At 39.2% G+C, this 26,185-nt stretch carries 25 protein-coding genes and 1 riboswitch; of the genes, 5 read left to right on the plus strand and 20 right to left on the minus strand.

Annotation, left to right across the window (positions count from 1 at the left end):
- Positions 1–154: 154 nt before the first annotated feature.
- Together motB and motA are read right to left on the minus strand one after the other, a co-directional pair.
- Positions 155–910, minus strand: a complete 756-nt coding sequence (gene motB, locus MHH44_RS18450) for a flagellar motor protein MotB (RefSeq protein WP_065217582.1) — start codon at positions 908–910, stop codon at positions 155–157.
- Positions 894–1,694 (minus strand): flagellar motor stator protein MotA, encoded by an 801-nt coding sequence (gene motA / locus MHH44_RS18455; protein ID WP_008405688.1) that lies wholly within the window; start codon positions 1,692–1,694, stop codon positions 894–896. Before motA ends, motB begins: the two co-directional genes overlap by 17 nt.
- Before the next feature lie 191 nt (positions 1,695–1,885).
- Between motA and MHH44_RS18460 the strand changes: the two genes are divergently transcribed.
- The 3 genes from MHH44_RS18460 to MHH44_RS18470 all read left to right on the plus strand — a co-directional run bounded on the left by MHH44_RS18460 (position 1,886) and on the right by MHH44_RS18470 (position 4,213).
- Complete coding sequence (locus MHH44_RS18460; RefSeq protein WP_339263234.1) at positions 1,886–3,121, plus strand: aminopeptidase; 1,236 nt, start codon at positions 1,886–1,888, stop codon at positions 3,119–3,121.
- Between the two features lie 162 nt (positions 3,122–3,283).
- The gene (locus MHH44_RS18465; RefSeq protein WP_008405685.1) at positions 3,284–3,484 is read left to right on the plus strand and encodes a hypothetical protein; all 201 of its coding nucleotides are present in this window, start codon (positions 3,284–3,286) and stop codon (positions 3,482–3,484) included.
- Positions 3,485–3,643: 159 nt separating this feature from the next.
- The gene (locus MHH44_RS18470) at positions 3,644–4,213 is read left to right on the plus strand and encodes a beta-class carbonic anhydrase (protein WP_008405682.1); all 570 of its coding nucleotides are present in this window, start codon (positions 3,644–3,646) and stop codon (positions 4,211–4,213) included.
- A gap of 52 nt (positions 4,214–4,265) precedes the next feature.
- Here the strand turns inward: MHH44_RS18470 and MHH44_RS18475 are convergent, their stop codons facing one another.
- The 4 genes from MHH44_RS18475 to thiT all read right to left on the minus strand — a co-directional run bounded on the left by MHH44_RS18475 (position 4,266) and on the right by thiT (position 7,422).
- On the minus strand, positions 4,266–4,826 hold the full coding sequence (locus tag MHH44_RS18475) for a GNAT family N-acetyltransferase (protein WP_008405680.1): 561 nt from the start codon (positions 4,824–4,826) through the stop codon (positions 4,266–4,268).
- 72 nt (positions 4,827–4,898) lie between these two features.
- Positions 4,899–5,741, minus strand: a complete 843-nt coding sequence (locus tag MHH44_RS18480; RefSeq protein WP_340799290.1) for a polyphosphate kinase 2 family protein — start codon at positions 5,739–5,741, stop codon at positions 4,899–4,901.
- A 171-nt stretch (positions 5,742–5,912) separates the two neighbouring features.
- Positions 5,913–6,665: a type I methionyl aminopeptidase gene (gene map / locus MHH44_RS18485; protein ID WP_008405676.1), complete on the minus strand. Its 753-nt coding sequence runs from the start codon at positions 6,663–6,665 to the stop codon at positions 5,913–5,915.
- Positions 6,666–6,855: 190 nt separating this feature from the next.
- Complete coding sequence (thiT, locus tag MHH44_RS18490) at positions 6,856–7,422, minus strand: energy-coupled thiamine transporter ThiT (protein WP_008405675.1); 567 nt, start codon at positions 7,420–7,422, stop codon at positions 6,856–6,858.
- 130 nt (positions 7,423–7,552) lie between these two features.
- A riboswitch (TPP riboswitch) is annotated at positions 7,553–7,661 on the minus strand.
- A 116-nt stretch (positions 7,662–7,777) separates the two neighbouring features.
- Between thiT and MHH44_RS18495 the strand changes: the two genes are divergently transcribed.
- Both MHH44_RS18495 and MHH44_RS18500 read left to right on the plus strand, forming a co-directional pair.
- A complete protein-coding gene (locus MHH44_RS18495) occupies positions 7,778–8,110 on the plus strand; it encodes a DUF4870 domain-containing protein (RefSeq protein ID WP_039966819.1) in 333 nt (110 codons plus the stop codon).
- Positions 8,111–8,177: 67 nt separating this feature from the next.
- A complete protein-coding gene (locus MHH44_RS18500; protein WP_008405671.1) occupies positions 8,178–8,306 on the plus strand; it encodes a hypothetical protein in 129 nt (42 codons plus the stop codon).
- A 56-nt stretch (positions 8,307–8,362) separates the two neighbouring features.
- Here the strand turns inward: MHH44_RS18500 and MHH44_RS18505 are convergent, their stop codons facing one another.
- The 14 genes from MHH44_RS18505 to MHH44_RS18570 form a co-directional block, all read right to left on the minus strand.
- Positions 8,363–11,416, minus strand: a complete 3,054-nt coding sequence (locus MHH44_RS18505; RefSeq protein WP_340799291.1) for an SMC family ATPase — start codon at positions 11,414–11,416, stop codon at positions 8,363–8,365.
- A gap of 2 nt (positions 11,417–11,418) precedes the next feature.
- On the minus strand, positions 11,419–12,582 hold the full coding sequence (locus MHH44_RS18510; protein ID WP_340799292.1) for an exonuclease SbcCD subunit D: 1,164 nt from the start codon (positions 12,580–12,582) through the stop codon (positions 11,419–11,421).
- 119 nt (positions 12,583–12,701) lie between these two features.
- On the minus strand, positions 12,702–13,568 hold the full coding sequence (locus MHH44_RS18515) for an SGNH/GDSL hydrolase family protein (RefSeq protein WP_340799293.1): 867 nt from the start codon (positions 13,566–13,568) through the stop codon (positions 12,702–12,704).
- A 21-nt stretch (positions 13,569–13,589) separates the two neighbouring features.
- On the minus strand, positions 13,590–14,819 hold the full coding sequence (locus MHH44_RS18520; RefSeq protein ID WP_340799294.1) for an aminopeptidase: 1,230 nt from the start codon (positions 14,817–14,819) through the stop codon (positions 13,590–13,592).
- A gap of 3 nt (positions 14,820–14,822) precedes the next feature.
- Positions 14,823–16,055, minus strand: coding sequence for a DEAD/DEAH box helicase (locus tag MHH44_RS18525; RefSeq protein WP_340799295.1), 1,233 nt, complete (start codon positions 16,053–16,055; stop codon positions 14,823–14,825).
- A 525-nt stretch (positions 16,056–16,580) separates the two neighbouring features.
- Positions 16,581–17,762 (minus strand): acetyl-CoA C-acetyltransferase, encoded by a 1,182-nt coding sequence (locus MHH44_RS18530; protein ID WP_340799296.1) that lies wholly within the window; start codon positions 17,760–17,762, stop codon positions 16,581–16,583.
- A gap of 22 nt (positions 17,763–17,784) precedes the next feature.
- Complete coding sequence (locus tag MHH44_RS18535; protein WP_340799297.1) at positions 17,785–18,927, minus strand: acyl-CoA dehydrogenase family protein; 1,143 nt, start codon at positions 18,925–18,927, stop codon at positions 17,785–17,787.
- 160 nt (positions 18,928–19,087) lie between these two features.
- The gene (gene murQ / locus MHH44_RS18540; protein ID WP_340799298.1) at positions 19,088–19,993 is read right to left on the minus strand and encodes an N-acetylmuramic acid 6-phosphate etherase; all 906 of its coding nucleotides are present in this window, start codon (positions 19,991–19,993) and stop codon (positions 19,088–19,090) included.
- The gene (locus MHH44_RS18545) at positions 19,990–20,967 is read right to left on the minus strand and encodes an N-acetylglucosamine kinase (RefSeq protein WP_340799299.1); all 978 of its coding nucleotides are present in this window, start codon (positions 20,965–20,967) and stop codon (positions 19,990–19,992) included. Before MHH44_RS18545 ends, murQ begins: the two co-directional genes overlap by 4 nt.
- 13 nt (positions 20,968–20,980) lie before the next feature.
- Entirely contained in the window at positions 20,981–22,012 is a 1,032-nt protein-coding gene (locus MHH44_RS18550) for a serine hydrolase domain-containing protein (protein ID WP_340799300.1), read from the minus strand.
- 10 nt (positions 22,013–22,022) lie between these two features.
- Positions 22,023–22,847, minus strand: a complete 825-nt coding sequence (locus MHH44_RS18555) for a carbohydrate ABC transporter permease (RefSeq protein WP_008405651.1) — start codon at positions 22,845–22,847, stop codon at positions 22,023–22,025.
- 13 nt (positions 22,848–22,860) lie between these two features.
- A complete protein-coding gene (locus MHH44_RS18560; RefSeq protein ID WP_087617436.1) occupies positions 22,861–23,754 on the minus strand; it encodes a carbohydrate ABC transporter permease in 894 nt (297 codons plus the stop codon).
- 98 nt (positions 23,755–23,852) lie between these two features.
- Positions 23,853–25,256, minus strand: a complete 1,404-nt coding sequence (locus tag MHH44_RS18565; protein WP_014822676.1) for an extracellular solute-binding protein — start codon at positions 25,254–25,256, stop codon at positions 23,853–23,855.
- A 161-nt stretch (positions 25,257–25,417) separates the two neighbouring features.
- Complete coding sequence (locus tag MHH44_RS18570) at positions 25,418–26,152, minus strand: MurR/RpiR family transcriptional regulator (RefSeq protein WP_340799301.1); 735 nt, start codon at positions 26,150–26,152, stop codon at positions 25,418–25,420.
- Positions 26,153–26,185: the final 33 nt, after the last annotated feature.

Genomic DNA, 26,185 nt, shown 5'->3' on the forward strand with positions numbered 1-26,185 from the left:
AACATTTGTTTATAATTATAAACTTTTGTTTACGTAATGTCAAATTAATATTAAATTTTTCGTCTTGCGTAGTATGGAAGTACTTTCTTCTTTTATGAGCTGTGACATAATAAAAAAGCTGTTTGGAAAGTTTCCCTTCCAAACAGCTTTCTTGCTATTCTACTATTACATCGCCATTTTCTGCTATACGTGGCTGTACGAGCACCTCAACACGGCGGTTTTTGGCTCTGCCTTCTTTAGTATCATTCGTAGCTATCGGCTGGAATTCTCCGAAACCTTTTACACTGAAGTATTTGGAATCAAGTTGTTCATTTCCCGAAACGATTTCTTTCATGAAGTTTACTGCACGCATTACAGACAGATCCCAGTTGGAATCAAATTCCGGTGTCTTAATCGGTACATTATCTGTATGACCAGTAATTACAATATTACGCGGTGGATCAAACATTAATAATTGAGCAAGCTCGTCAGCAATTGTTGCATATTCCGCTTTCACATCTGCTCGTCCCATATCGAATAAAATACTGTCCCGGATGGTAATTAATAATCCCTCTTCTGTCATTTTCGTTTCAAACTGGTCTTCCAGCTCATTAATCGCAATAAACTCGTCCACACGGTTTTGCGTTTCATGTAGGCGTTGCTGATCTTCCATATATTTAGAGATACCTGTTGGTGTAGAGTTATCCGGTGTTTGTATGATAGATGAGTTGTCCATTACACCTGTGCCACCGGTAAAAATATTATTAAATACTGCAGACATTTGCTCCAATTTTTTCTCATCCACTGAGCTTGATGCAAAAAGTACAATAAATAATGCTAGTAATAACGTTAATATATCTGCATAAGGTACTAACCAGGACTCGTCAATATGTTCCTCATGCTTTTTATGTCTTTTACGCTTCTTTGCCAAGGCCACCCGCCCCGCTTTCGGTAATTTGCTTACGTTCTTCCATTGTTAAATATGAAGCCAGCTTTTGCTCGATTACACGAGGTGCTTCACCTTCAAGTACGGATAAAATCCCTTCAATCATCATTAGCTTTTGCTTAACTTCTACAGCGGATTTACGTTTTAACTTGTTTGCAAAAGGATGCCATAATACGTACCCAGTAAAGATACCTAATAATGTCGCAACAAAGGCCGCTGAAATGGCGTGTCCTAATTTATCAATATCAGACATATCTTTTAATGCAGCAATAAGGCCTACTACAGCACCTAATACCCCAAGTGTCGGTGCATAAGTACCTGCTTGTGAAAAAATGCCTGCTCCACTTGCATGGCGGTCTTCCAGCGCTTCAACTTCCTCTGTTAAAACATCGCGAATATAGTCTGCGTTTTGTCCATCAATCGCTAATGTCAGTCCATTTTTTAAAAATGGATCTTCAATTTCAGCTGCTTTGCTTTCTAATGCCAATAGCCCTTCACGACGAGCTAAATCTGCCCATTGTGAAAACATTTTGATCAAGTCGATATCACTCGCGAGTTTTGTTTCTGAAAATAAAATTTTAAAAAGCTTTGGAATTCTTTTTAATTCCTTCATTGGGAAAGCGATTGTAACTGCAGCAATCGTACCAAAAATAATAATTAAAATAGCAGCAGGGTTTATTAACACTTCCGGTGTAACGCCCTTTAAAAACATCCCGAATAACAGGGCGATAAAGGCGATGATAACCCCAACAACTGATGAAATATCCATATGTAGTACCTCCAAATTACGATGTCTTTTCTTATTTCGGTATATTTAAATTTTTATTAACTTCCTTTACACTAGTTATAAGAAGATTTTTTTATTTTTGACACATTATTATTCTTTTCTGAGCTGGAATATGAGTAATAATAGGTTAAGAATTAACTAATTTTTAAGATAATTATTGGAGGAATGAATCAATGAATTCAACGTTCGAAGCAAAGCTAACGAAATACGCAGAACTAGCAGTAAAAATCGGTGTCAATATTCAGCCAAATCAATATTTGTATATTGCAGCCTCTATCGAATCGGCACCATTTGTACAAGTAGTGACAAAAATCGCTTATGAAATTGGAGCCAAACAAGTATTTGTAGATTATACAGATGATCAAATTACACGTACTCGATATGAGTTGGCACCGGCGGATTCTTTCGATTTCTTCCCGCCTTGGAAAGTACAGGAACGTGAATGGCTTGCTGAAGAAGGTGCGGCATTTATGAGCATCGTATCCCAAAGCCCCGATTTACTGTCAGGCATTGATTCAAAACGTATTGCATCATTCCAAAAGGCTTCAGGCACTGCATTGAACAAATATCGTCAATATGTTCAGTCAGATAAAATTAGCTGGACGGTCATTGCAGCTCCATCTAAACAATGGGCTCGTAAAGTATTTCCTGAATTGCCGGAAGAAAAGCAAGTAGAGGCATTATGGGATGCCATCTTTAAAGCAACACGTGCGGATCTGGATAACCCGGTAGAAGCATGGGCACAGCATAATGACAACTTGCATGAAAAAGTTGATTACTTAAACAATAAAAACTATGCAAAATTACACTATACAGCTCCAGGGACGGACTTGACGATCGAGCTTCCTAAAGGACATTTATGGTGCGGGGCAGGCAGTATTAACGAAAAAGGCGAAGAGTTCATGGCAAATATGCCGACAGAAGAAGTTTTCACAGTACCACATAAAGATGGTGTAAACGGGTATGTATCTAGTACAAAGCCATTAAGCTATGGTGGTAATATTATCGATAACTTTAAACTTACATTTGAAAACGGTCGTATCGTTCAAGTAGAGGCAGCACAAGGTGAAGAAGTATTAAAAAATCTTGTTGCTACAGACGAGGGATCACATTATTTAGGAGAAGTGGCGCTTGTTCCATTCCATTCTCCAATTTCACAGTCGAATATTTTGTTTTACAATACACTATTCGATGAAAATGCATCAAATCACTTGGCAATTGGCAGCGCCTACGCATTTTGTATCGAAGGCGGCAAGTCAATGTCGTCTGATGAATTAAAAGCTCACGGTTTAAATGAGAGCATTACACATGTCGACTTCATGATTGGCTCTGAACAGATGAATATTGATGGTGTTACAGCTGATGGGCAAAGCGAGCCAGTTTTCCGTAATGGGAACTGGGCATTTTAACCGCTGTTTCACTTCCGGCTTTACCGATAAATAAAATTTCAAGATGTCGCCATATTTACAGTTTTTTCTACATTAACTAACTAAATTACCCTACAATGTTCCAATTTAATAGGGTATAATTGGTTAATGATTGTTATTACTAAATAGAGAGGAGTTTTTATAATGTTTGATCACCATTATCCGTTCTTATCTGACTACTATACGTTAGTGTTAGGGTTTACGGTTATACTTCTTGTATTCTTATTTATGTTTATTATGTACTTACGTATTGGTTTACAATCACACGACTCTGTTATAGTAGATTCAAAGGCAAACACATTTGCGCCAAACGAAAAATCATTGGATGGTCACCATCATCATTAAATTTTTTTACAACCACTCTATTGAGTGGTTGTTTTTTTGATATTAATACATCACTTCTTCTTTATTTATTTTATTTTTAACTTTATTAGTGCGCATTTGTTTGAATTATCTAAAAAATATTTTAAAATAAAACAAGAATCGAAAGGGGTTTGAAGAACAATGTCTGCATTGCAAACGATTTTAGAATTTAATGAAAAATTCGTAGAAGAAAAACAATATGAACAATATGCCACAACGAAGTTTCCAGATAAGAAAATTGTAGTTTTATCTTGTATGGATACACGTTTAGTAGAATTACTACCTAAAGCTATGAACTTGCGCAATGGGGATGTCAAAGTTGTAAAAAGTGCAGGGGCAATCGTAAATCACCCATTCGGCGGGATTATGCGCAGTTTACTTGTAGCCGTTTATGAATTACAGGCAGATGAAGTATATATTATCGGCCACTATGACTGTGGAATGAGTGCAGTTGATCCGAACGTAATGATCGGCCATATGCTTGAACGCGGGGTTAAACAGGAAACGATTGATGTCATCAATTATGCCCGTTTTGATTTAAAAGAATGGTTACGCGGTTTTGGGGATGTTAAAACAAGTGTATTAAAAAGTGTGGACTTAGTCAGAACACATCCATTAATGCCAAAAGGCGTTCCAGTACATGGTCTTATCATCGATCCTGCAACAGGAAAACTTGATTTAGTAACAGACGGCACAGTTGAACAAAAATAGATAATAAGTAATTAGCGACAGCACTCAATATAATGAGCACTGCCGCTATTTTTTATAATGTGGCCCCTTTATATTCCCGCTGTAAAATGGCGTACATATAATGATCCACCCATTTTCCGTTTATATACAATAGCTCTCGTAATAATCCTTCTCTTGTAAAGCCCGACTTTTCCAATACACGAATAGAAGCAGAATTTTGCGGGGCGACATATGCCTCAATCCGGTGAATATTTAAAGTAATAAAAGCGAATTCCATTATTAGACGTACTGCTTCAGTGACAATTCCTCTACCTGTAAACTTCTCATCCATCGAATAGCCGATAAAACCGCTTGAATAAGGTAAACGTTTAATTGAATAGAGAGAAATATGCCCGATTAACTGACCTGTTGCATTATAAAAAATGCCGAATGAAAACTCCCTGTTCGACTGCAGCAAATGTATGCTTTCTAAAATTTTATTGTACTGTACTTGTTCTGTATAAAATTCATCGTGATGTAATGGCTCAAATTCGGACCAATACATTTTATTGTCATTTAATAATTTTGCCAATCCTTTCGCATCCGACGGGGTAAACGTACGAAGCGAACATTGTTGCCCAATAAGTTGAACCATTGGACCCTCCTTCTTGTGAAATAGCTTGAATAAGCTTTTCATTGAACCACCTACATTTCATTTCAAAGCTTGCTACCGTTTTTTCAACTTTTTCTTTTTTGATTTTACAGGCTTTGGTATTATATCTATAAATTCCGATTTTTCTTTATGTGCAGTTGTTTTATTACCGCTTTCGAAAATGTTCGTGAGCTTTAATCCGCGCTTTGTAACTTCTTTTTCTATATGGGTAACTACTTCTTTAAGTACTTGAACACGTGCATAGTTTTTGTCGTTCCCCGGAATTAAGTGCCAAGGAGCGTTTTCCGAATCAGTTTTTTCAAACATTTCATCGGCTGCCTCACAATATAAATTAAATTTATCACGGTTCCGCCAATCTTCAGCCGTCAATTTCCATGATTTATATGGATCAGCTGCTCTTTCATTAAAACGTTTAAGCTGTTCATCCGAATCGATATGAATCCAAAACTTTATCATTATATAATCTTCATCTGTCAATTGCTTCTCAAAACTATTTATTTCTTCATAAGCACGCTTCCATTCTGCTTCTTCAGCAAAACCCTCTATACGCTCCACCAGCACCCGACCATACCAAGAGCGATCAAAAATCGCAATCTGGCCATGCTGCGGCAACTTTCTCCAAAAGCGTTGCATATAATGATAGCGCATCTCATGGGGCTGTGGGGCAGAAATTGGCCATACCATTAACCCACGCGGATCGATACGCTCTGTTAAACGCTTAATCGCTCCCCCTTTTCCTGCTGCATCCATTCCTTCAAATGCAATAATAAGGCCAATTTTATTATTAAATAAAAATTGCTGGGCATTTAGCATTTCATATTGCAAAGCTTTCAATTGCTTCTTATAGATTTCCTTCTCCAGTTTTTGCGATAAATCCACATCTTGTAGCTTTTTCAAATAGTGCTGCCTCCCCTATTCCATTTATTATGTATATTTTACTCGAAAGTGTATGGAATTGGTAATTGTTGCGGTTATTTATTTGAATCATTTGATTATTTTATGTTGGCATCCTGTTTTAATAGAACAAAAAAACGCGGGCGCACTTATATATGCACCCACGGTTATAATTTAGTCTTCCAATGTTGTTAAAATAATTGGTTTATCTTTTGTTACAATAATCGAGTGTTCGATCTGGGCAACTAATGATTTATCCGGTGTAATAAATGTCCAGCCGTCACCTGATTCTACGATATGCTCAGCCTTCGCCGAAATGAACGGCTCTACCGCCAACACCATGCCTTCTTTCATGATTGTCGTATCCCAAGCATCGTAATAGTTCAATACATGGTTTGGTTCTTCGTGTAATGATTTACCTAAGCCGTGTCCTGTTAAGTTCATAATTACCGTCAACCCGTGATCACGTGCTTCACGCTCTACTGCTTTACCGATCTGATTTAATTTCGAACCTGCTTTAACCTTTGTCATCGCACGGTCAAATGCTGATTTTGCTACAGAGCAAAGTTTTTCTTTATCTTCATAACCTTCACCAACAACAAAAGAAATACCTGTATCTGCAAAGTATCCGTTTAAAGAGCCCGAAACATCAATGTTTACGATATCGCCGTCCTGAATAACCTTGTTCCCTGGAATGCCATGTGCAACTTCGTGATTTACTGAAATGCATGTATATCCCGGAAAATCGTATTCGCCTTTAGGACCAGAAACCGCGCCTGCTTCCGCAAACATACGGCCTGCAATTTCATCTAATTCTTTCGTTGTCACGCCAGGTACTGTCGCAGCTTTCATTGCCTCGCGAATTTCAGCACAAATGCGTCCAATTTTTTTAAACGCTTCTATTTCTTCTTGTGTAGTAACAATCATGTGTAACTTCCTTCCTCTTAAACAATGTCTACCCTTAACTATAGCATACTTAATATCGGTTGTAATTGTTCAAGGATTTTAAAATTATTTGGATTTATGATCAAATTAATACGACATTGTACAATAGAAATTAGAAAAAGCTTGCAACGGGAAAATAATCCCTTACTGCAAGCTTTGAGTTTTCAATTCATTATGGTGTTTGTGCTTTTTGGAGTAAACGGGGTGCAGATGTGAATAATATAACTGCAATAACCGCTGTAATTATTGTTGCAGGTACCATATAAGTACTGTTATAAATTATTGAGTAGATCCACACATTATCATCGCCTGCGTACTCTTTAAAGAACACGACACCTGCGAGCAAGTGCGAAACAAATCTTAAAGCTCCGCCTATTAGAGCTCCTATTACGATATAAATTGCCATTTTTAGTTTATTGAGTGATTGTGTTGCCTGTAATAATGGCTTTCTTACAATTGCCGCTAACCCTACTACTGTAAATGCAAGACCGTAATCTAAAATCGCCTGAAGCCAGTGTACTATGTAAGCGCCGAACATCATTTGCATAACGCCGATCAGCAAGCCAGTTGCAAGTCCTGCTGTTAGTCCCCAACGAATGGCCATTAACATAATCGGTACCATAACAAAGCTGATTGACCCGCCCTGTGCCCACATTTTAAAAGATACTTGGTCCAATACAAGTCCGATGGCAGCAAATATCGCTATCTCCACCATCATCAATAATTTTTTTCTGTCCATAACAATTCCCCTTTCTTTTCTCCGATGTAACAAAAGTGAAGAGGGATAGAATGGAACTTTTACTTCTTCTAGATATTTAGAAAAAGCAAAAAACGATAATCAGGACAAAAGCCTGACTATCGTTTGAACAGTCGGATTCTATCCACATCCCTACGCAAGTGCTAACTTACAGGTTCAAAGAGTCAGTGCAATCCCGTGCACAATCTCAGCCGACTTTCTCGGCACCCCTTGTGGTACATCTAAATTTTTATTGTTTGAACATGCTCATTGTAACGAATATTTCTACAACTTTCAACAGCTATTATTTTGAAACGTACTAGAATTACATATAATAGATACGAAGGAGTGATAAATGATGGATCAATCGAAAGGTTTAAGTGCACTAAGCTATTTGAGCTTTTATTTTGCACCGTTTATTTTACCGGTAATTATATTTATCGTTACGAAAGATGAAGCCGTTAAAGGCCATTCTAAAAAAGCTTTTATTTCTCAACTTATTCCAATACTGTTAGGGATTTTGTACATGATTTACTTTTTCACTTCCGTTCTTTCCTGGAATAACACTTTGACAGTGAGCGTGCAGGATTTCTTTATTAGTTCACATTTTATCGGATTTATTCTTTTAGTCCTTATTACGTTTATTCTGGCGATTTGGAATCTAGTCCAAGCGATTAAAGTTTTACGTTAATGTTTATGATAGCTCCTTCTTTGGGTATATTTTTTATACGAAATGTATTCGTTAAGGAGTGTATATCATGAAATTAAATAAACTCATTAAAACCGCAATTAAATATGGACCGATCGTGTACCCGATCATTAAAAAAATGATGGATAAAAAATCTGCACCCCAACCAGCAACTACACGACGAACGCCAAAACGTTAACGCAGAAAAACACATTTCGCACTAAAACTCGTGTGAAATGTGTTTTTTGTTGTCTTTTATTTAATAATAATTTCGGTTTTACTGTAGCCTTCTTTAAGCTTTTGGACTTGTAAAATGGCAGGCATTGCTGCTTTTAATTCGGCCACATGGGAGATGACGCCGATTAAGCGGCCTGTTTGCTGAAGATCGATCAAAATATCGATTGCCCGTCTTAACGCCTCCTCATCCAATGTACCGAAGCCTTCATCGATAAACATCGTATCGATATGCACACTTCCTTGAACACTTTGAATAACATCGGCCATTCCTAATGCTAATGAAAGTGAGGCATTGAATTTTTCACCGCCGGACAATGTTTTTACATCCCGCGTTTGTCCTGTATGGCTGTCATATACATCGATACTGAGCCCGCTCTGTGCATTTCCTTCTTTACGACCTGTCGATTTTAGGAAGTATTGACCATTTGATAGGACACGTAAACGTTCATTTGCCGCATGGGTTACTTTTTCCAAATAACCAATTTGCACAAACCGCTCAAATGAAATTTTCGAATCGTTTTGTCCGCGGATTAAATTATAAACATGCTCCACCTGCATCAGTTTCGCTTTATAGCTTTCGATCTGCTGTGCAGATTGGTCAAGTTTTTCGAGGGTTTCCTCACATTGCTCCACATAGGACTGGGTTAATGTAATTTTAGAATACTGTGCCTCGATTTGCTCATTCAGCTCATGAATCTGTTGCTCACTTGCCGTTAAATCAGCCCGTTCTTTTCCTTCGAGCAAAGGTTCTTCCTCGGCAATTTGAACAGATAATGTATGAACATTTTGCTTGTAAGCTTCAACTTCATCCTGAATTTGCTGCTGAACATTTAATGGCAGTAACGCATTCTTATATGTTTCCAAGTCAAAACTTTCTTGCTGCAATGCTGTATCAAACGCTTTTTGCGCTGAAAGAGTCTCCTGCTGTTTTTCTGTTACAAGGTTTTGTGCATGTAGATGGTTCACTTCACAAGATTTTTCATCTAATTGGATTTTTTGCATTGCCTCCAGTGCACTTTGAATTGCACTTTTTAAATGGCGGTGTTTTTGCTGCTGGCTGGCCAATTCTTGTGTTACTTCATCCAATGTAGAAAACTGAGGCAATAATGACTGCTCACTTTGCTCAAGCTTCCCTTTTTCTTGTGCATATTGTTTATCGATATCGACTACATATTGCTGCCCTTTTTCAATACGGCCTTGCAGCACTTCTTTACTTTCAATAAGCTGTGCCATCGTTTTCTTTTCAGTGATGAGCTGTGCCTGCTGCTGCTTTTGCTTTGTCAATTGCTCAGTCAGTTCGGCCAATTGCTGTTCATAATAATGTAGTTGTGAAAGCTCAACGTTCAGTAACTCTAGAGCACTTCTTTTCTGTTCCAATGCTGCCTTTTCTACATCCAATTTCGAGTTGACCTGGTAAAAGCTTTGCATAGCACGGTCGCCTTCTTGACGAAGATGTTCCAGTGCATTTTCATCAATGGTAAACGCTTCGCTATTATGAATGGCTGGATGCTCCGTGCTCCCACATACAGGACATGCTTCCCCATGATGTAATGAAGCCGCTAGAAACGCTGCCTGATTGCTGCGTATTTGCTGCTCCATATTTTGCAGCTTCTGTTGCGCTCCATCGGCAATTTGTTTCTTATCAGCAAGCTGTTTCACTAAAGTTTCTATATTCATTTGTATTGCAGCCACTTCTTTTGCCATTTCAATTTTTCGTGTTAATACAGCCTGTGCTTCATACGTTTCATGGTACGTCACTGTCGCATCTTCCAGCTCATTTATAATAGCCTGCTGCTGTTGGTGTTTTTCTTTTAAAGAAGCTGCTTCCTTTTGGAGCTTATCAAATAATTGCTTTGCGTTTTTCTGGTTTTCTGAAAGCTTTGCCACCTTTTCCCGCTGCGTATTAATCGATTGATAAATCGGGACAAGCTGTTCAAGCTGTGAAATTGATTTCGTAAATTCATCCAACAGTGGCTCATGCTGCTTTTGCTCCTGATAGTGATTTGTCGCCTGCAGAAGTTGTACCTGTGCACGTTCATAGTCAGCCTTTGCTTTCTGTAAGGAAACTTCCGCTTGTTCAAGCTGCCGTTTTACCTTCTCATATTCACGTTCTAAAGGTTCTATTTGATTAGCCTTTTTTGCAAGTACAAGTTTCTGTTGTTCTGCTTGTATTTTATCCTTTTGCTGCAGCAATTCATCGAGCCGGGCTTTCCTGATTAAAAACTTTTCAATTCGCTCATTTAACAGCCTTTGCTCATTTAATGATTTAACTAACGTTTGTAAATGCGTTTTTGAGGCTGCATATTGTCCTTTTAATGCAGCACATTGCTCTTCATAAAATTGCTGTTCTGTTTCCAATGCCGTTTTTACTTGATACAGATTAATGACATCATTGTTCAGAGCTGTAAACAGTTCCGATTCTCTGTGCGGGAGGCGGGACCGAATATCATGAATCGTATTATCCTGCTGCATCCTTGCTTGTTCATAATGCTTTTCAGCAATATTCTTTTTCTCTTTCAGCAGTTCCACCATTTTCGTAAAGCGTTCCGTTTTAAAAATTTTTCGGAAAATCTCTTCTTTATGCTTTGATTCCGAAGTGAGGAGCTTTTGAAATTCTCCTTGTGGCAGCATGACGATTTGATTGAACTGGGACTGTGTTAAGCCGATCAGTTCTTCAATTTTCGACTGAATGAGCTTCACTTGAAACTTCTCTACAGCGGGCACAATGACCCCATCCGTAATTTCAAAAAACTCGCGCTTTGCACTTGCCCCGTCATGACCAAATTTCCGCCAAATACGGTAAAGGCGACCGCGTACTTCAAATTCCAGTTCGACTTCCGTATCAACTGTTTCATCCGCAAAATCACTGCGCAAAAACAGCGACTTTTCCCGATCCTCACCACTTCCAGAATCATAAAGCGCAAACGTAATCGCATCAAAAATAGTCGTTTTTCCCGCGCCCGTTGCCCCGGAAACGACAAAAATTCCATGTTCATGGAGTTTTGTAAAATCAATGACTTCTTTTTGATGATATGGTCCAAATGCTGTCATCGATAATTTTATTGGCTTCATCGTTACAGCACCTCCTGTTTTTCACGTTCATTTTCGATTAGCTGCTCTAAAACATCTGTATAAATCTCTTTTATTTCATCACTTAAAGGCTTGCCTGTCATTTCCGTATAAAATAGCTCAAACAGTTCCGAATCATTCATCTGAACACGGTTCATTGTTGTCGCATGCTGTTCAAGCTGTTCATACACAACCGTTCTTTCAATATGCAAAGCATTTGGATAAACAGTGCGGACAAGTTCGGCAGCACCTTTTACATAATGTTCATCCTGTAATTTTACAAATACATAATCGTCGTTTACTTTATGCTGCAATATATCCTCAAGCATTCCCGTCACGATACGCATATCCCGTACTGGGGTAAGCATTCTTTTTTCAATCGTCACTGACCCATCTTCATTTAAATCAACAATCAAAAATCCCTTTTTATGTGTCACTTCAGATTCTGAATACTTAAGTGGTGATCCTGCATATTGGATTTTCTCGTTTGCGACAAAGTGGGCCTGGTGTAAATGGCCTAACGCTGTATAACAGAATGGTTCAAACAACGCTGAACTGATACACTCCGTCCCGCCAATCGTCAACTTGCGTTCAGAGTCACTCGTATTCGGTTCCGCCATCCCGTCTTTTGTAATAAAAGCGTGGCCGATAATGATATTACGTTTCGTACAGTCCATCGTCTGTTTAATCTGTTCAATGATTTTCGCCATCGCCGCTTCATGAGTTGTAACGGATTGATCGTCAAATACTGCCCGTACAATTGAAGGCTCTGCAAATGGAACTAAATAAAAATGAACTTCTCCGTATTCATCGTGCATTATGACCGGATCGATATTCTGTTCTAAATGACCAACGATATGTAACCCGCTCGCCTTCATAAATTCACTGCCAAAATTTAAACGTGTAGCGCTATCATGATTTCCAGCAATTGCTAAAATCGGTGTTTTCTCATCGACTAATATTTCTTTCAACGTTTTATTTAATAGTTGGATTGCATCTGTCGGTGGGACAGATCGATCGTACAAATCCCCGGCAATAATGATGACATCCGGCTTTTCTCTTCTGATTTCTTCGATAAACTGTTCAAGCACAAATTGCTGGTCTCTTGTCATCGATACACCTTGTACTATTTTTCCTAAATGCCAATCTGCTGTATGAAAAATTTTCATGAATACCGCCTCCTATCTTCTAACTATAAGTGTACATGAGGAAAAATAAAAAAACCACATCGTACGAATATTCGTTCGTACGATGTGGTCTCCTCCAATAAATATTGTCGGAATGCTTTTTATACTAAGATCGGGATTGGTCGATCAAGATTATGCATTGCTATAAATGGTACGTCTTCTACTGCTAACTTATTTTGTTGGATCCTCAGCATTTCTTCAAATGTTTTCGGATTTGGTGCTGGCATTGCATCGATTGGCAATATAAGTGCCTCATTACCACTATAGCTTTTCAGCATTTCATTAGCCATAATACGGTACCCAAGCTGGTTTGGATGCACATCCGCCACGTTCGGCAAATATGTTGAACGCTGCTGGTCAAATGTTTCATAAACATCTACAAATATATGGCCTGCCGCTTCTGTTTCCTGCTTTAATATCGCATTTAAAAGCTGCACCGCTTCTACTGCTCCGTCTACCTGTTCTTTATGAACACTTACATAAGGGAAATAATAGCCAAGTACATATACTGTCGCTTTCGGGGCCTTTTCGTTAATTATTGAAAGCAGCTCTCTCATCTGATTCCTTACTTCATTTAAAGCGAAATTGGCGTTAAGCTGACTAAAAGCGAGTGTTCCCTGTTGAGGGTTATGTGTAATGAGCGGCAGTAAATTATTCGCTCCGGCTGACAGTGTGATCAATGTTGCTTCACTTAGTAATGGTGCTGCCTTTTCGGACTGAACTGTTTCCATTACATTTCCAACACGGTATCCGGGGAAAGTAAGCTCTTTTGAAAAATGTGCGAGCTTACCATGTCGCTCTAGCTGCAAAGCAATGTAATCCGTATATCCTGCATCAATTTGACTGTAAGGTGTTTGCCCTGCTGCCAAAGAGTCGCCAAGTGCAATATAAACTTCTCGTTCATTGGCTAATGCTCCCGTTGGAAACAGGACAATACAAAAAATAAGAATCCCTATTATTTTTCGCATTTATTCACCCCACTTCTTTTGTTAGAATGCCCAATTACCTTTTCTGAAAATCGGTTCTGTTGTGCCATCTGCCAGAATCCCGTCAATATCCATTTCCGCACTGCCGATCATGAAATCCTCATGTGTAATCGACGTATTAATGCCCAGTGCTTCCAGTTGGCCCTTTTCAAGTTCCTTGCCACCTTCATAGCACGTCGGATATGCTTCTCCGATTGCTAAATGGTTAGAGGCATTTTCATCGAATAATGTGTTGTAATATAAAATATTAGATGAAGAAATAGGTGACTCATGCGGTACTAATGCAACTTCTCCCAAATATGAAGAACCTTCATCGGAAGCAACTAGCTGCTTTAATAAGTCCTGACCTACTTTTGCCTCAACATTAACGATTTTACCCTTTTCAAATGTCAGCTTAAAATCATCAATAATATTCCCTTTATAAACGAGCGGTTTCGTATTGGATACATAGCCGTTTACACCATATTTTGCAGGCAGCGTAAAGACTTCTTCTGTCGGCATATTCGCGATGAATGTCGTGCCATCAGGTGCTTCGCTGCTTCCGCTTTTCCACAAATGTTTTTCCGGTAGTTCAATCGTCAAGTCTGTACCAGGAGCCGTGTAGTGAAGCTTCGCATACTTTTTCTTGTTCAGCTGATCTGCACGTGCATGTAAGTTTTCAATATGAGTTTGCCAGTTTCCTACTGCATCCCCTTCACCAATACGTACTGTTTTGAAAATAGCATCCCATAGTGCAGGAACCTGCTCCTTTTCCGGTAAATCAGGGAATACTTTTGCCGCCCATTTCGGCGAAGGAACAGCAATAATTGACCAAGCGATATCATCATTCATAACAGCTTTACGGTAATTAACTAATGCCGTACCTGCTGCTTTTTGCTGTGCTCCGATCTTTTCAGAATCAATACCTGCCAGTAAATCAGGATTTTCCGCATCGATCCAAAGAAGTGCACCTTTACGTTCAATTAATTCTTCACGTTGTGCGACAACCCATTTCGGGAAATTAGCTGTTTCTTCCACCGTAACATTTTCAAAATAAGCACGTTCAAAGCTGGCATCAGTTAAGTTAACATGAACACGGCTTGCGCCTGCTTCATATGCTTTTTTAACGACAATACGTGTAAAGTCCAGCGTATCCGTAGATGTGTTAATTAATAAATATTGTCCTTTTTGAATATTTACTCCGATTCGAACGGCTAAATCTGCAAATTGCTCTAACTTCTCTTGGAATGTCATGAATTATTTCTCCTTTTTCTTACTGAAAGTCATGCCTTTTTTATTGGACTTTGGTTGATACGGCTTTTTCTCTGATGTTTTGTTTGTTGCGGGTGCCGCTTTTGAAGTTACTGTCTTAGCATTTCCCTCGACAAGTTGTCCTTGTGTCCAAACTTTTTGAACACCTTTTAAGGAAAGATCACGCAACCATTTTTTGAATGTCTTTTCGTCCTTGTAAGATAGTAATGTCAATACTTCTCCGTCTGCACCGGCACGTCCAGTACGTCCTGAACGGTGTGTATACTGCTCGATTGTACGTGGTACATCAACATGAATAACATGTGTTAAACCTGAAATATCTAAACCTCGTGCTGCAATATCTGTCGCAATTAAAATGCGCGCTTCCCCTTTTCGGAACGCGTCCAACGCTTTTTTACGCTCATCTTTTTTCATGTCCGAGTGAAGTGCTACAATCGGTGCATCACGGTATTCCAGCTTGTTCTGTTTCATTAGTACTTGGTCGATGTTATTAACAAATGCCAATCCGCGCAATCCTTCAATATTAGCTAAACGACGAAGCATATCTGTTTTGTCCCGCTCTTCTACTTTTACAAAAGAGTGCACAACTTTACCGAACTTCACCATATCTTCCGGTTTGATCTCGATGCTGATCGGTTCAAACATTAATCGTTCCGCTACAAGCTTGATCTCTTCTGTAATCGTAGCCGATACAACAACGACTTGACGGCCGAATGCAGCATTTTCGATAAATGATTTTACGACAACACGGTACTCGCGGCTAAGCAGCTGATCGCATTCATCCAAAACAATCGTCTCGATTTCTTTAAGTTTTAATTTACCTTGGCGTGCCAATTCATTTAGACGTCCTGGTGTCCCGACTACAATCGTTGGCTTTTTCTTTAATTTTTCGATTTGGCGTGCCGAATTCGCTCCGCCAATTAGTTGCTGAACAGTGATGTCTGTCCCTGCTGTCCAGTCACGGATTACTTCAACAATCTGCATCGCAAGCTCTTGTGAAGGTGCAACGATTAATGCCTGAGTTTGTTTCTTGTTACCGTCTACTTTATTTAAAATCGGTAATGTGTAGGCTAGTGTTTTCCCTGAACCTGTCGGTGATTCCGCTACGATATCTTTTCCTTCAACCATCGCAGGAATCATTTCCTCTTGTATTTTCATTGTTGTTTCAAACGACCATTTATTTTGAAGTGTTTCGTTTAATAAGCTAATTGCTGACATATTGTTTTACCACCTTTTATTCGTTGGCTTTAGTGTACCATATTCCGTTATTAATGCGGAAATTTGGCGGGTTGTCAGTTACTGTTTTCAGAGAAAAAGGGAGGTTATGTGTCAATTGAAAAATGGCGCGTGGAAGCTGGGGGATTTTCTAATAAATTCGGAAATCATCTAATATATTTAAATTTGTTCTAATAAAATGGCGATCTTCTAATATATCCTTCCGTTGTGCTAATATCGGTTCGCTTTGTTCTAATATCATCTTGCCTTTTTCTAATAAAGCTCGTACATTTTCTAATATCCCGTATCATTGTTCTAATAAAATTTAAACCGAGTGCTTTTCCACATGATCTAGACTAAAAAATCGTCCACGAACTTCAGGCATCAACCGAAGTTCTAATAACCTCACCATTTCTTCTAATAACATCTACATTTCTTCTAATAACTCTCTCCATTGTTCTAATAAAAACGCCTACAACAAAAAAAGCATGCCGGAAACTACCTTCCAGCACGCCTAGCTTCTAGCATCTACACTCTCTCAATAATTAAAGCAATTCCTTGGCCGCCACCGATACATAGACTTGCAACCGCATACTTTCCGCTGCGTCGTTGCAGTTCGTATGCAGCGGATAAGATGATTCTTGTTCCACTTGCACCAACCGGATGACCAAGTGCGATTGCACCACCGTTTACATTCGTTTTCTCACGGTCCAGACCAAGTTCCTTTTCCACTGCAATATATTGAGCTGCAAAAGCTTCATTTATTTCAACTAAATCCATATCTTCAATTGTTAAATTTGCACGCTCCAATGCTTGACGAATTGCCGGAGCCGGGCCGATTCCCATAATCGTCGGATCAACGCCTGCTATTCCCCATGATACAATGCGGGCTAACGGCTTTAACCCTTGTTCATTTACAAAATTTTCACTTGCAACAACGACAGAAGCTGCCCCGTCGTTGATTCCAGAAGCATTCGCAGCAGTAACGGATCCGTCCTTTTTAAATGCCGGGCGTAATTTTGCCAAGCTTTCCATTGTGCCACCTTCTTTAATATGTTCATCCTGATCTATTAAAATCTCGCCTTTTCTTGTAGCTACTGCAACAGGCACGATCTCTTTTGCAAACGTACCGTTCTCGCGTGCTTTTGCCGCACGTTCGTTTGATAGAAGTGCAAATGCATCTTGCTCCTCGCGGGAAATCGTATATTGTTCAGCAAGTTTCTCTGCCGTCAAGCCCATTCCTGAGCCAGTATACTGGTCAGTTAATGTCGCTTGAAGCATATCTGTAAACTGCAGGTTGCCAAGTTTGGAACCGCTGAAGCGTTGTTCGAAATTTGAGTATGGCGACTGTGACATATTTTCTGCTCCCCCAGCTAGTACGACTTCCCCTTCACCTAGCTGAATCATCTGTGCCGCCGATACGACCGATTGCATACCGGATCCGCATAGACGATTTAATGTTAATGCCGGCACTTCCTTTGGCACGCCAGCATAAAGTCCGATATGACGGGCTAAATATGCTGAGTTTGCACCAGTTGTAATTACACCCCCGTAAATGACATGGTCGACTTGCTCAGGCTGTACGTTTGCACGCTTTAACGCTTCCACTGCTGTTTTTGTGCCAAGCTGTACTGCATCTGTTGTTGCTAAAGAACCTCCAAAAGCTGTAAATGCTGTACGTGCCCCGTCTACGATATATACGTTTTTCATTATTCTATCCCCTTTGTCAGTACTATTTAATAATTTGCTTTGCGATAATCCCCTTCATGATTTCGGTAGTACCCGCATAAATCGCAGCTACCGGAATATCACGATATCGTCTTGCGATTTCGTATTCCTCCATATAACCGTAGCCACCATGCAGCTGTAGACAATCTGCTACGACACGCTTTGCCATTTCACTAATCCACCATTTGGCCATCGACACTTCCTTTACGATATCCTGTCCTGTAATATGTTTGGCAATCAAACTATCGACATATGTACGGCCAAGGTCAATTTCAGTTGCCATTTCAGCTAACTTGAATTGAGTATTTTGGAAATCGGCAATGCGGCTGCCGAATGCTTTACGTTCTTTTACATAGTCAACCGTCAGTTTTAAACAGCATTCTGCCTCGATTTGTGTTTCCAGTGCGACAATCAGTCGTTCCTGCTGCAGTTTTTCCATTAAATAATAGAAGCCACGGTTTTCTTCCCCTAAAAGGTTTTCAGCTGGTACACGAACATCCTCAAAAATCAGCTCCCCGGTATCTGCGCTATGCATGCCAATCTTATCTAGTTTTTTTCCGCGCTTAAAACCAGGTGTACCGCTTTCCACAATTAACAGACTAACTCCTTTATATGCCGGAATTGCCTGCGGATCTGTTTTACAAACGACAACTACATAATCTGCATGAATGCCATTCGTAATAAAGGTTTTTTCTCCGTTTAAAATATAAAAATCCCCATCTTTTTTCGCTATCGTTTGAATGCCTGCGAGGTCAGATCCTGCACCGGGTTCCGTCATAGCAATAGCCGAAATATATTCGCCTGTAACGCTTTTAGGAAGCCATTTTTCCTTTTGTGCAGCAGTCCCATATGCTTCAACATAAGGTGTCACAATATCGGAATGAAGCGATATCCCACTTGCTAACCCTGCACCAACACGCTCTAGTTCCTCCGTTAATATAGCAGAATAGCCAAAATCGAGCGCAAGCCCCCCATATTCTTCACTGACCATTGGACATAAAAAGCCATTCTCCCCGAGCTTCAGCCAAAAATCCCGTGGAATATCGCGTTCTTTTTCCCATTGCTCGAAATAAGGATACGCCTCTTTATCCAGCATTTTTCGTAAAGCTTTTCTAAACATCTCATGCTCTTCTGTATAAATGCCCATTTCTCCGCCCCCTTTTTTTCTGAATATTAGTACACTTCAATATTAACAGGCACAAAAAATGGAAACAATGGTTTTATAAGAAATATTATTGCACTATACAGAAATTCAAGTAAAAAAACAAAAAAAGAGTTGCCAGAAATATTCATGACAACTCTCGTTATTAACTATTGTTTAACAGTAAAATAGCTTTTCTCGTATGACCATCTACTTGTTCTAACGCATGGATTACCCGATCATAATTTTGATTTGTTTTTAGCATGACAATTGCAGGCTTAACAGCAAATTTTGTTTTTTCAAGCATTTGTTCTGCTTCCACATATTCACAATCCGTCGCAGCGATGACAATTCTTTTAGCCCGCTCTATTAATTTTTTATTGCTGGCATGTACATCGACCATTAAGTTTTCATACACTTTGCCTAGCTGCACCATCGAAGCCGTACTGATCATATTTAAAATCATTTTATGTGATGTAGCCGCTTTTAATCTTGTTGAACCTGTTAATATTTCGGGACCTACGACGACTTCAATCGCTTCTTCCGCATAGCGACTTACTTCGGAGTTAATATTGCTCGTCAAACTTACCGTAAAAGCCTCGACAGATTGCGCATATTGTAAAGCACCAATTACAAATGGCGTTGTACCGCTTGCCGTAATACCGATAACAGAATCGAATTTCGTTAAGTTTTTTTCCTTTAATTTGTTTATTCCGTCTTCCAAACGGTCTTCAGCATTTTCCACTGCCTGGAAAAAGGCTTCCTTTCCGCCTGCCATGACCGTTTGCACAAGTTCCGGATCGGTCATAAAAGTAGGGGGACATTCTGATGCATCAAGCATACCTAAACGACCACTAGTCCCCGCTCCGATATAAAAAAGGCGTCCACCGTTACTTATATTTTCAACCACTCTTTTAATTACTTTCTCAATAATAGGCAAAACTTGTTCGACACTTTTCACAACATGCATATCTTCTTTATTCATTATTTGCAGTATGTCCGTGATAGGCATTACATCCAACTTCAATGTTTCGTCATTCCGCTTTTCAGTCGTTAATTGATCGTAATTCATGTTATCTCACCTTCCAATAGACGCCATGTTTGTTGAATCGTTTGTTTAACTGGATCGCTTACTTCGATTTCACTTTCATGTAATGCTAATAAGTAAGCTCCAACTGTCCCCGAAATTGGTGGCTTCAAAGCAATCAAATCAGGAAATCGCGATGAAAAACGTACGGTAAACCGTTCATAGAATGGCTTATTCGAAAATAATCCGCCATGTAAAACTACCGGCTTTGTCCGATCAATTCGTGAATAGGCACTTTCAATAAGTTGTAATAATGCTTCTTGAACTGTGCTAACGATGGATTTTGCTGATAGATCTTCCTCAAAAGCGTCTAGCACAATCCTGCCCACAGAAGAAATAGTGGCCACGGAGTTCGTACTGCCGTAAACTTTTGTAATGAGCTGATCAGGTGACTGTACATTAAAATGGGACAATATCTTTTCCTGAAATAGCTTCAAAGGCATTTTGTCGTCATGCGCCTTTAATACAGAACGAATGGCCAGCTTACCTAAGTGATAGCCGCTTCCTTCGTCACCTAATAAATAACCCCAGCCTCCGACACGAAATGTTTTTTGCTGCTCATAACCGAATATAATTGCTCCGGTTCCAGCAATAAGTAAAGTACCTTCTCTGCCCCATGTTCCCGCTGCTAATGCGGCATGGATATCACTCTGCACTCTAAGTTTTTCCAGAACGGGTGATTGCTTAAATGCATCATATATTTTCTGCTGCTCAGCTTGTCGATCTGCACCTGCCATTGCAGCAAATACTGTTTCAACGTCCGATAATGTCGCACCTGTCTGTATGAACAACTGGTCGATCAAATTATTTATAAGTGTGTACAACTGATCTATTGAAATCGCTGTTAAATTGCCGGAACTTCCCTTAGCAACTGCAAGTAAATGTCCGTTTTTATCACCGATTACAGCGGTTGTTTTCGTGCCGCCACCATCTATACCAATCCATAATTTCCCTGCCATTTACTCACCTTATCTATTCATTTTCAAGTGCAACTAAGTTGTGCACAATTCTTCGAAACCTTTGAATTTCGCAACCACGTCCAAAATGAACGCGGTTTGTTACCAAAATAATTGCTAATTGCTTCTCATCCGATACCCAAATTGAAGTGCCCGTAAAACCGGTATGCCCAAAACCGTCTCGCAAATATTGGCCGGAAAATGAAGGCGAAGAATACAACTGCCACCCTAAGCCACGCTGTTCCTCATGCTGCTCTGTAAAACTTTGCTTTGCTAATTGTTTAGTATGCTCGCGAAAAATAGAATCGTTATTTTTCATAAAAGATTGAGCAAACTTCGTCAAATCCTCAGCAGTCGAAAACAACCCTGCATGACCGCTAACTCCGCCAAAATGGAGAGCATTTTCATCATGCACTTCACCCCACTGATGTTTCTGTAAATAAGTACGAAATTCAGTTGCCGCAATTTTAGCCTGTAACTGGACAGGCGGATTAAATAGAGTATTGTGCATACAAAGCGGCCGGAAAATAGTTTTACTGGCATAGTCGGCCAATGAGATACCTGTAACCTTTTCGATCAGCTTCCCTAATAAAATATAGTTTACATCACTATAGATCACCTGCTGCTCTACACTTTTCCGTCCTGTTTCCTTTGCAATACGTTCTATGACATCTGCATAAGCTACCTCTTCTTTATAGAACTTGATTTCTGCCCGAAAGCCGCTTGTATGTGTTAATAAATGACGAATCCTAACTTCTTCATGCATTTCCTTCAATTCCGGAAAGTAGTAACTAATGGAATCATCTAAATCAATAACCCCTTGCTCAAGCAATAATAAAACCGAGCTTGCCGTTGCTACTACTTTCGTTAATGAAGCACAATCAAATATCGTCTGTTCCGACATCGGAATTTGCTGCTTTGTATGTGCCATCCCAAATGCTTTACAGTAAAGGACATCCTCTGCATTTGCCACAGACAATACTGCACCGGGCAGTTCTTTATTTTGGATTGCTGTTTCAATAAATTGTTCAACTCGTGAAAAAGCCATGATCTCCCTCCTATTTGATGGCACCTTCTGTCATACCTTTTACGATATGGCGTTGGAAGATCGAATAGAAAACAATTACCGGTATGACAGCAATACATAATCCCGCAAACAAGACACCCCATGCACTATCGTATTGTGCGTCTATTTTCAGTAAGTTCATCGCAACACCTAACGTATTTTTGCTTTCTGTTTGCAGTAAAATTAACGCCATGAAAAATTCATTCCAATAAGAAATGGCATTCAAAATCGTCACGGTCATAATTCCTGACTTTATAAGCGGTGTCACAATTTTAAACAGGATTCCATATGGACTCATACCATCGACGACCGCTGCTTCTTCAAGCTCTTTAGGAATATTGCCGATAAATCCAACAAGTATGAAAATTGTAAACGGTACATGCGAAATGGCATATACAAGCGATAATGCCCACAAGTTATCTAATAAATTAAACTTCATTAATAAGAAAAATAGAGGAATCCAACCTAAAACGGATGGAATCATCATTGAAGCCAAATAAACATTAATCAGCACTTCACCAAATTTTGAACGAACACGTTCCAGCGCATAAGCCGTAGGAATCGATAAAATGAGTGTTAAAAAAGAGCCAAGCACTGTTACAAAAAAACTGTTCAAAAATGCACGCCCGATATTATAGTCGTTCCATGCTCGTTCAAAATTTGTAAAACTAAAATCAGTCGGCATTGACCAAGGTGACGTGAAGATTTCTGCATTCGATTTAAACGCACCCATAAACATCCATATTAACGGGAAAATTACGATAAACGCCCATAGGATTAACGGGATACGTACTAAAATTTGTGAAACTACTTTCATCTCAATTCCCCCGTTAATATTCGACTTTTTCTTTTTTCAGAATAAATTGTGACACGAGAACGGTAATGAGCGACACGACCAAGATTAGAACACCAATCGCTGCACCATAGCCAAATTGAAAATCTTCAAAAGCGCGCTGGTATAAATATGACCCCATTACTTCTGAAGCGCTTCCCGGTCCACCACCTGTCATTACTTGCACAAGGACAAACGAACCGTTCAGAGAAGTAATGATGATATAAAGAATGGATGTTTTTATTTGTGGCCAAACGAGTGGGACCGTAATATGCCAAAATTGTTGCCACTCGGATGCCCCATCAATATCTGCCGCCTCATATAAACTTTTCGGAACATTCGAGATACCACCCATAATAAGTAGCATAAATAATCCAATCCCTGCCCAGATTGCAGGAATGGCAATACTAGGAAGTACCCATGTTTTATCACCTAACCAAGGGCGGGCCCATTCAGTTAATCCAACCTGATTTAATAAGCTATTTACAATCCCCATATTCGGATCATAAATAAATTGCCATAAAATCCCTATAACTACAACCGACATAATATTCGGAAAGAAAAATACAATCCGGTAAAATGGTGCTTCTTTAATTTTAAGCTGCGTCAATGCCACAGCAAAAAATAGAGCGAGCGTCATAATCCCAATAACTTTTACAAATACGAAGAAAAAGTCATTTATGATCGCCTTTTTAATAATGGAGTCATTCCATAGACGAATATAATTATCTAAGCCGATAAACGTTTTGTTTGCACTTGTTCCGGACCACTCAAAAAATGAGTAATACAATCCGCCCAACATCGGATAAACAGTAAAAATTAAAAAGAGCAGAAAAGTCGGCAGTAAACAAAATGCTAAAAACAAATATTTACTTTTGGAAGAAAAGGTCATTGTTCATTACTCCTTTCTCTACTGATTAAATAAGGTTGCTAAAAAGCTTTTAGCAACCTCATTTCCTGCAGTCACTTATTTGCAAAGTGACTCTCTCGTTATTTTCTTAGCTCTTCTGCTTTTTTCACCATCTTATCGACAAATTCTTCAGCAGTAATTTCACCAAGTAAGATATCAATAATTAATAATTTAATTTCATTTGTAATTTCAACTGCAATTTTTTGCAGTTCAGCATCTGGTGTGTAACGTTTGTACGTATGAACAGCACCTGGATTGTTAATCATTTCATTAATATTCTTCAAGAAATCCTGAACATTTGTATTCGAAGATAAATCAACGTCCTTCATGTTCATAATCGCACCTGTTGATTCAGCAAATGCCTGCGCATATTCTTCCGTAAAGATGAATTCCAAAAATGCCTTTGCAGCTTCCGGATTTTGCGATTTTTCAGCAATTGCAATTGTACGAATATCCGGTACAAGTGCTAATGGCTTACCAGAATCATTCATCGGTGTTGGTGTGAAGCCGAATTCAAAACTTTCCGGCGTATCATTTTTCATTTCATTTGGTAACCAGAAACCTACTGGAATATAGGCATTTTTATGCATTAAAAAGTTCATTTGTGATTGCGTATGATTGTAGGCAGCAAAACCGCTGTCAATTAGTCCTGCTTTAGCAATTTTTTCTACCTTTTTCAATACTTCAAGCGTTTCAGGTTTTTTCCAAGCCTCTACTACACCATTATTTAAGTCATTTAATAACTCTTCACCGCCTGCAGCAGCAAAAGCCGGATTCAATACGCCACGGTGGAAGTATTGTGTATGTTGGCCTGTCGTTACAAATGGTGCAATTTTCGTATCGGCTTTAATTTTTTCCATAGAGCTGATCCAGCTGTCAAAATCTGTTGGTACTTCCCATCCGTTTTCTTCAAACCACTTCGCATCATACCAAGTTCCCCACGTATCGAATACTAATGGCAAACTATAGATTTTCCCGCCATCTACTTCTTCTGCCGGTGAGATAAAGCTATCTAATAATGCTGTACCATTTTCAAGTTTAATTCCTTTTGCAAATTCACTAATATCCATTAACTGACCTTCAGCGATCATTTGTGTTTCACTAGCTCCTGCTCCATCGATATAGACGACATCAGGTGGTGTTTCCGAAATCCAGCGTGTGTTCATCTCCGTATTAATATTCGGACCTGCATGTTCTACAATTTCTAAATCCGGATGCTGTTTTTGGAAGTCCCCTATAACTTGCTTCCACCATCCGTCACCATATCCTCCAACGAAATATTGAATTTCCAGTTTTCCTGATAACCCATCCCCTGTACTTTCTGTAGAAGTATTATCCGATGAAGTCGTTGATTGTTCTGTACTGCTGTTTCCTTCAGTGTCGCTGTTTGATTCCTCGTCATTCGAACACGCTACGAGCAATAGCATTAAACTCATTAATGCTACTAAAAACCAAGTCTGCTTTCTCTCTTTGATAACAAACATACATTACACCCCTTCATTTTCATTATGTTAACTATATGAATATAGTCAGCACCAATATTAACGAGAAAAACCCTTAATTACCTCGAGTGTGCGATTTAACGCAACAATCGATTTATCATAGTTTAATGTTGCGATTCCTGTATATAAAATATCAATTAATGTCAGTTGGGTGATGCGGTTGCCGAACTACGAATATCTGCTTCGTTAGAAACGACGTACAGAGCAGAATCTGCAAAGCTTTGTATTGTATTTCGCTTGTTTTGTGTCATTGTAATAATCGTTGCTTGATTCTCTTTTGCAACGGTAAGTGCATTAATAACTTCCTTCGTTTCACCTGAGTACGAGATCGCGAATACAACATCTTCGCTCGTTGCATGTGCTGCTGCAATCAGCTGCCCATGACTATCGAAAATTGTTTCACAGTTTTTATTAATCCGTTTCAATTTATGTTCAAAATCTTGCGCAACGATTGCTGAGGCCCCGATGCCGATAAAGATAATCTTTCTTGCATTATTAATTTGGTGAATAATTTTCTCCAATTCCCTTTCGCCATTAATCATTAGCGTTCGTTGGATTGCATCGATATTGTGCATTTCAATGGTCTGTATCATTTGCAATATGGTCGAATCTTTTTCCAGTTCAAAATTGTGGTTGTTTTGAATTTCCAGAGTAGGTGCTGTAGCAATACTGAGTTTTAAATCTTTGAATCCGGAAAAGTTTAATGCCCTGCACATTCTCACTATTGTTGCTTCACTTGTTTTAGCCTTTTCTGCCAGCACTGCAATCGGCATGCGAATAACATCCTCTAAGTGACTTAAAATATATAAAGCTACATTTCTTTCTGCAGGTTTCAGCAATTCCATCCCCGAACGTATTCTTTCAATACTATTTTCCAAATTCATTACCTACTCTCAAACAAAATGTTGTAA

The organism is Solibacillus sp. FSL K6-1126, from assembly GCF_038003445.1.
GTDB lineage: Bacteria > Bacillota > Bacilli > Bacillales_A > Planococcaceae > Solibacillus > Solibacillus silvestris.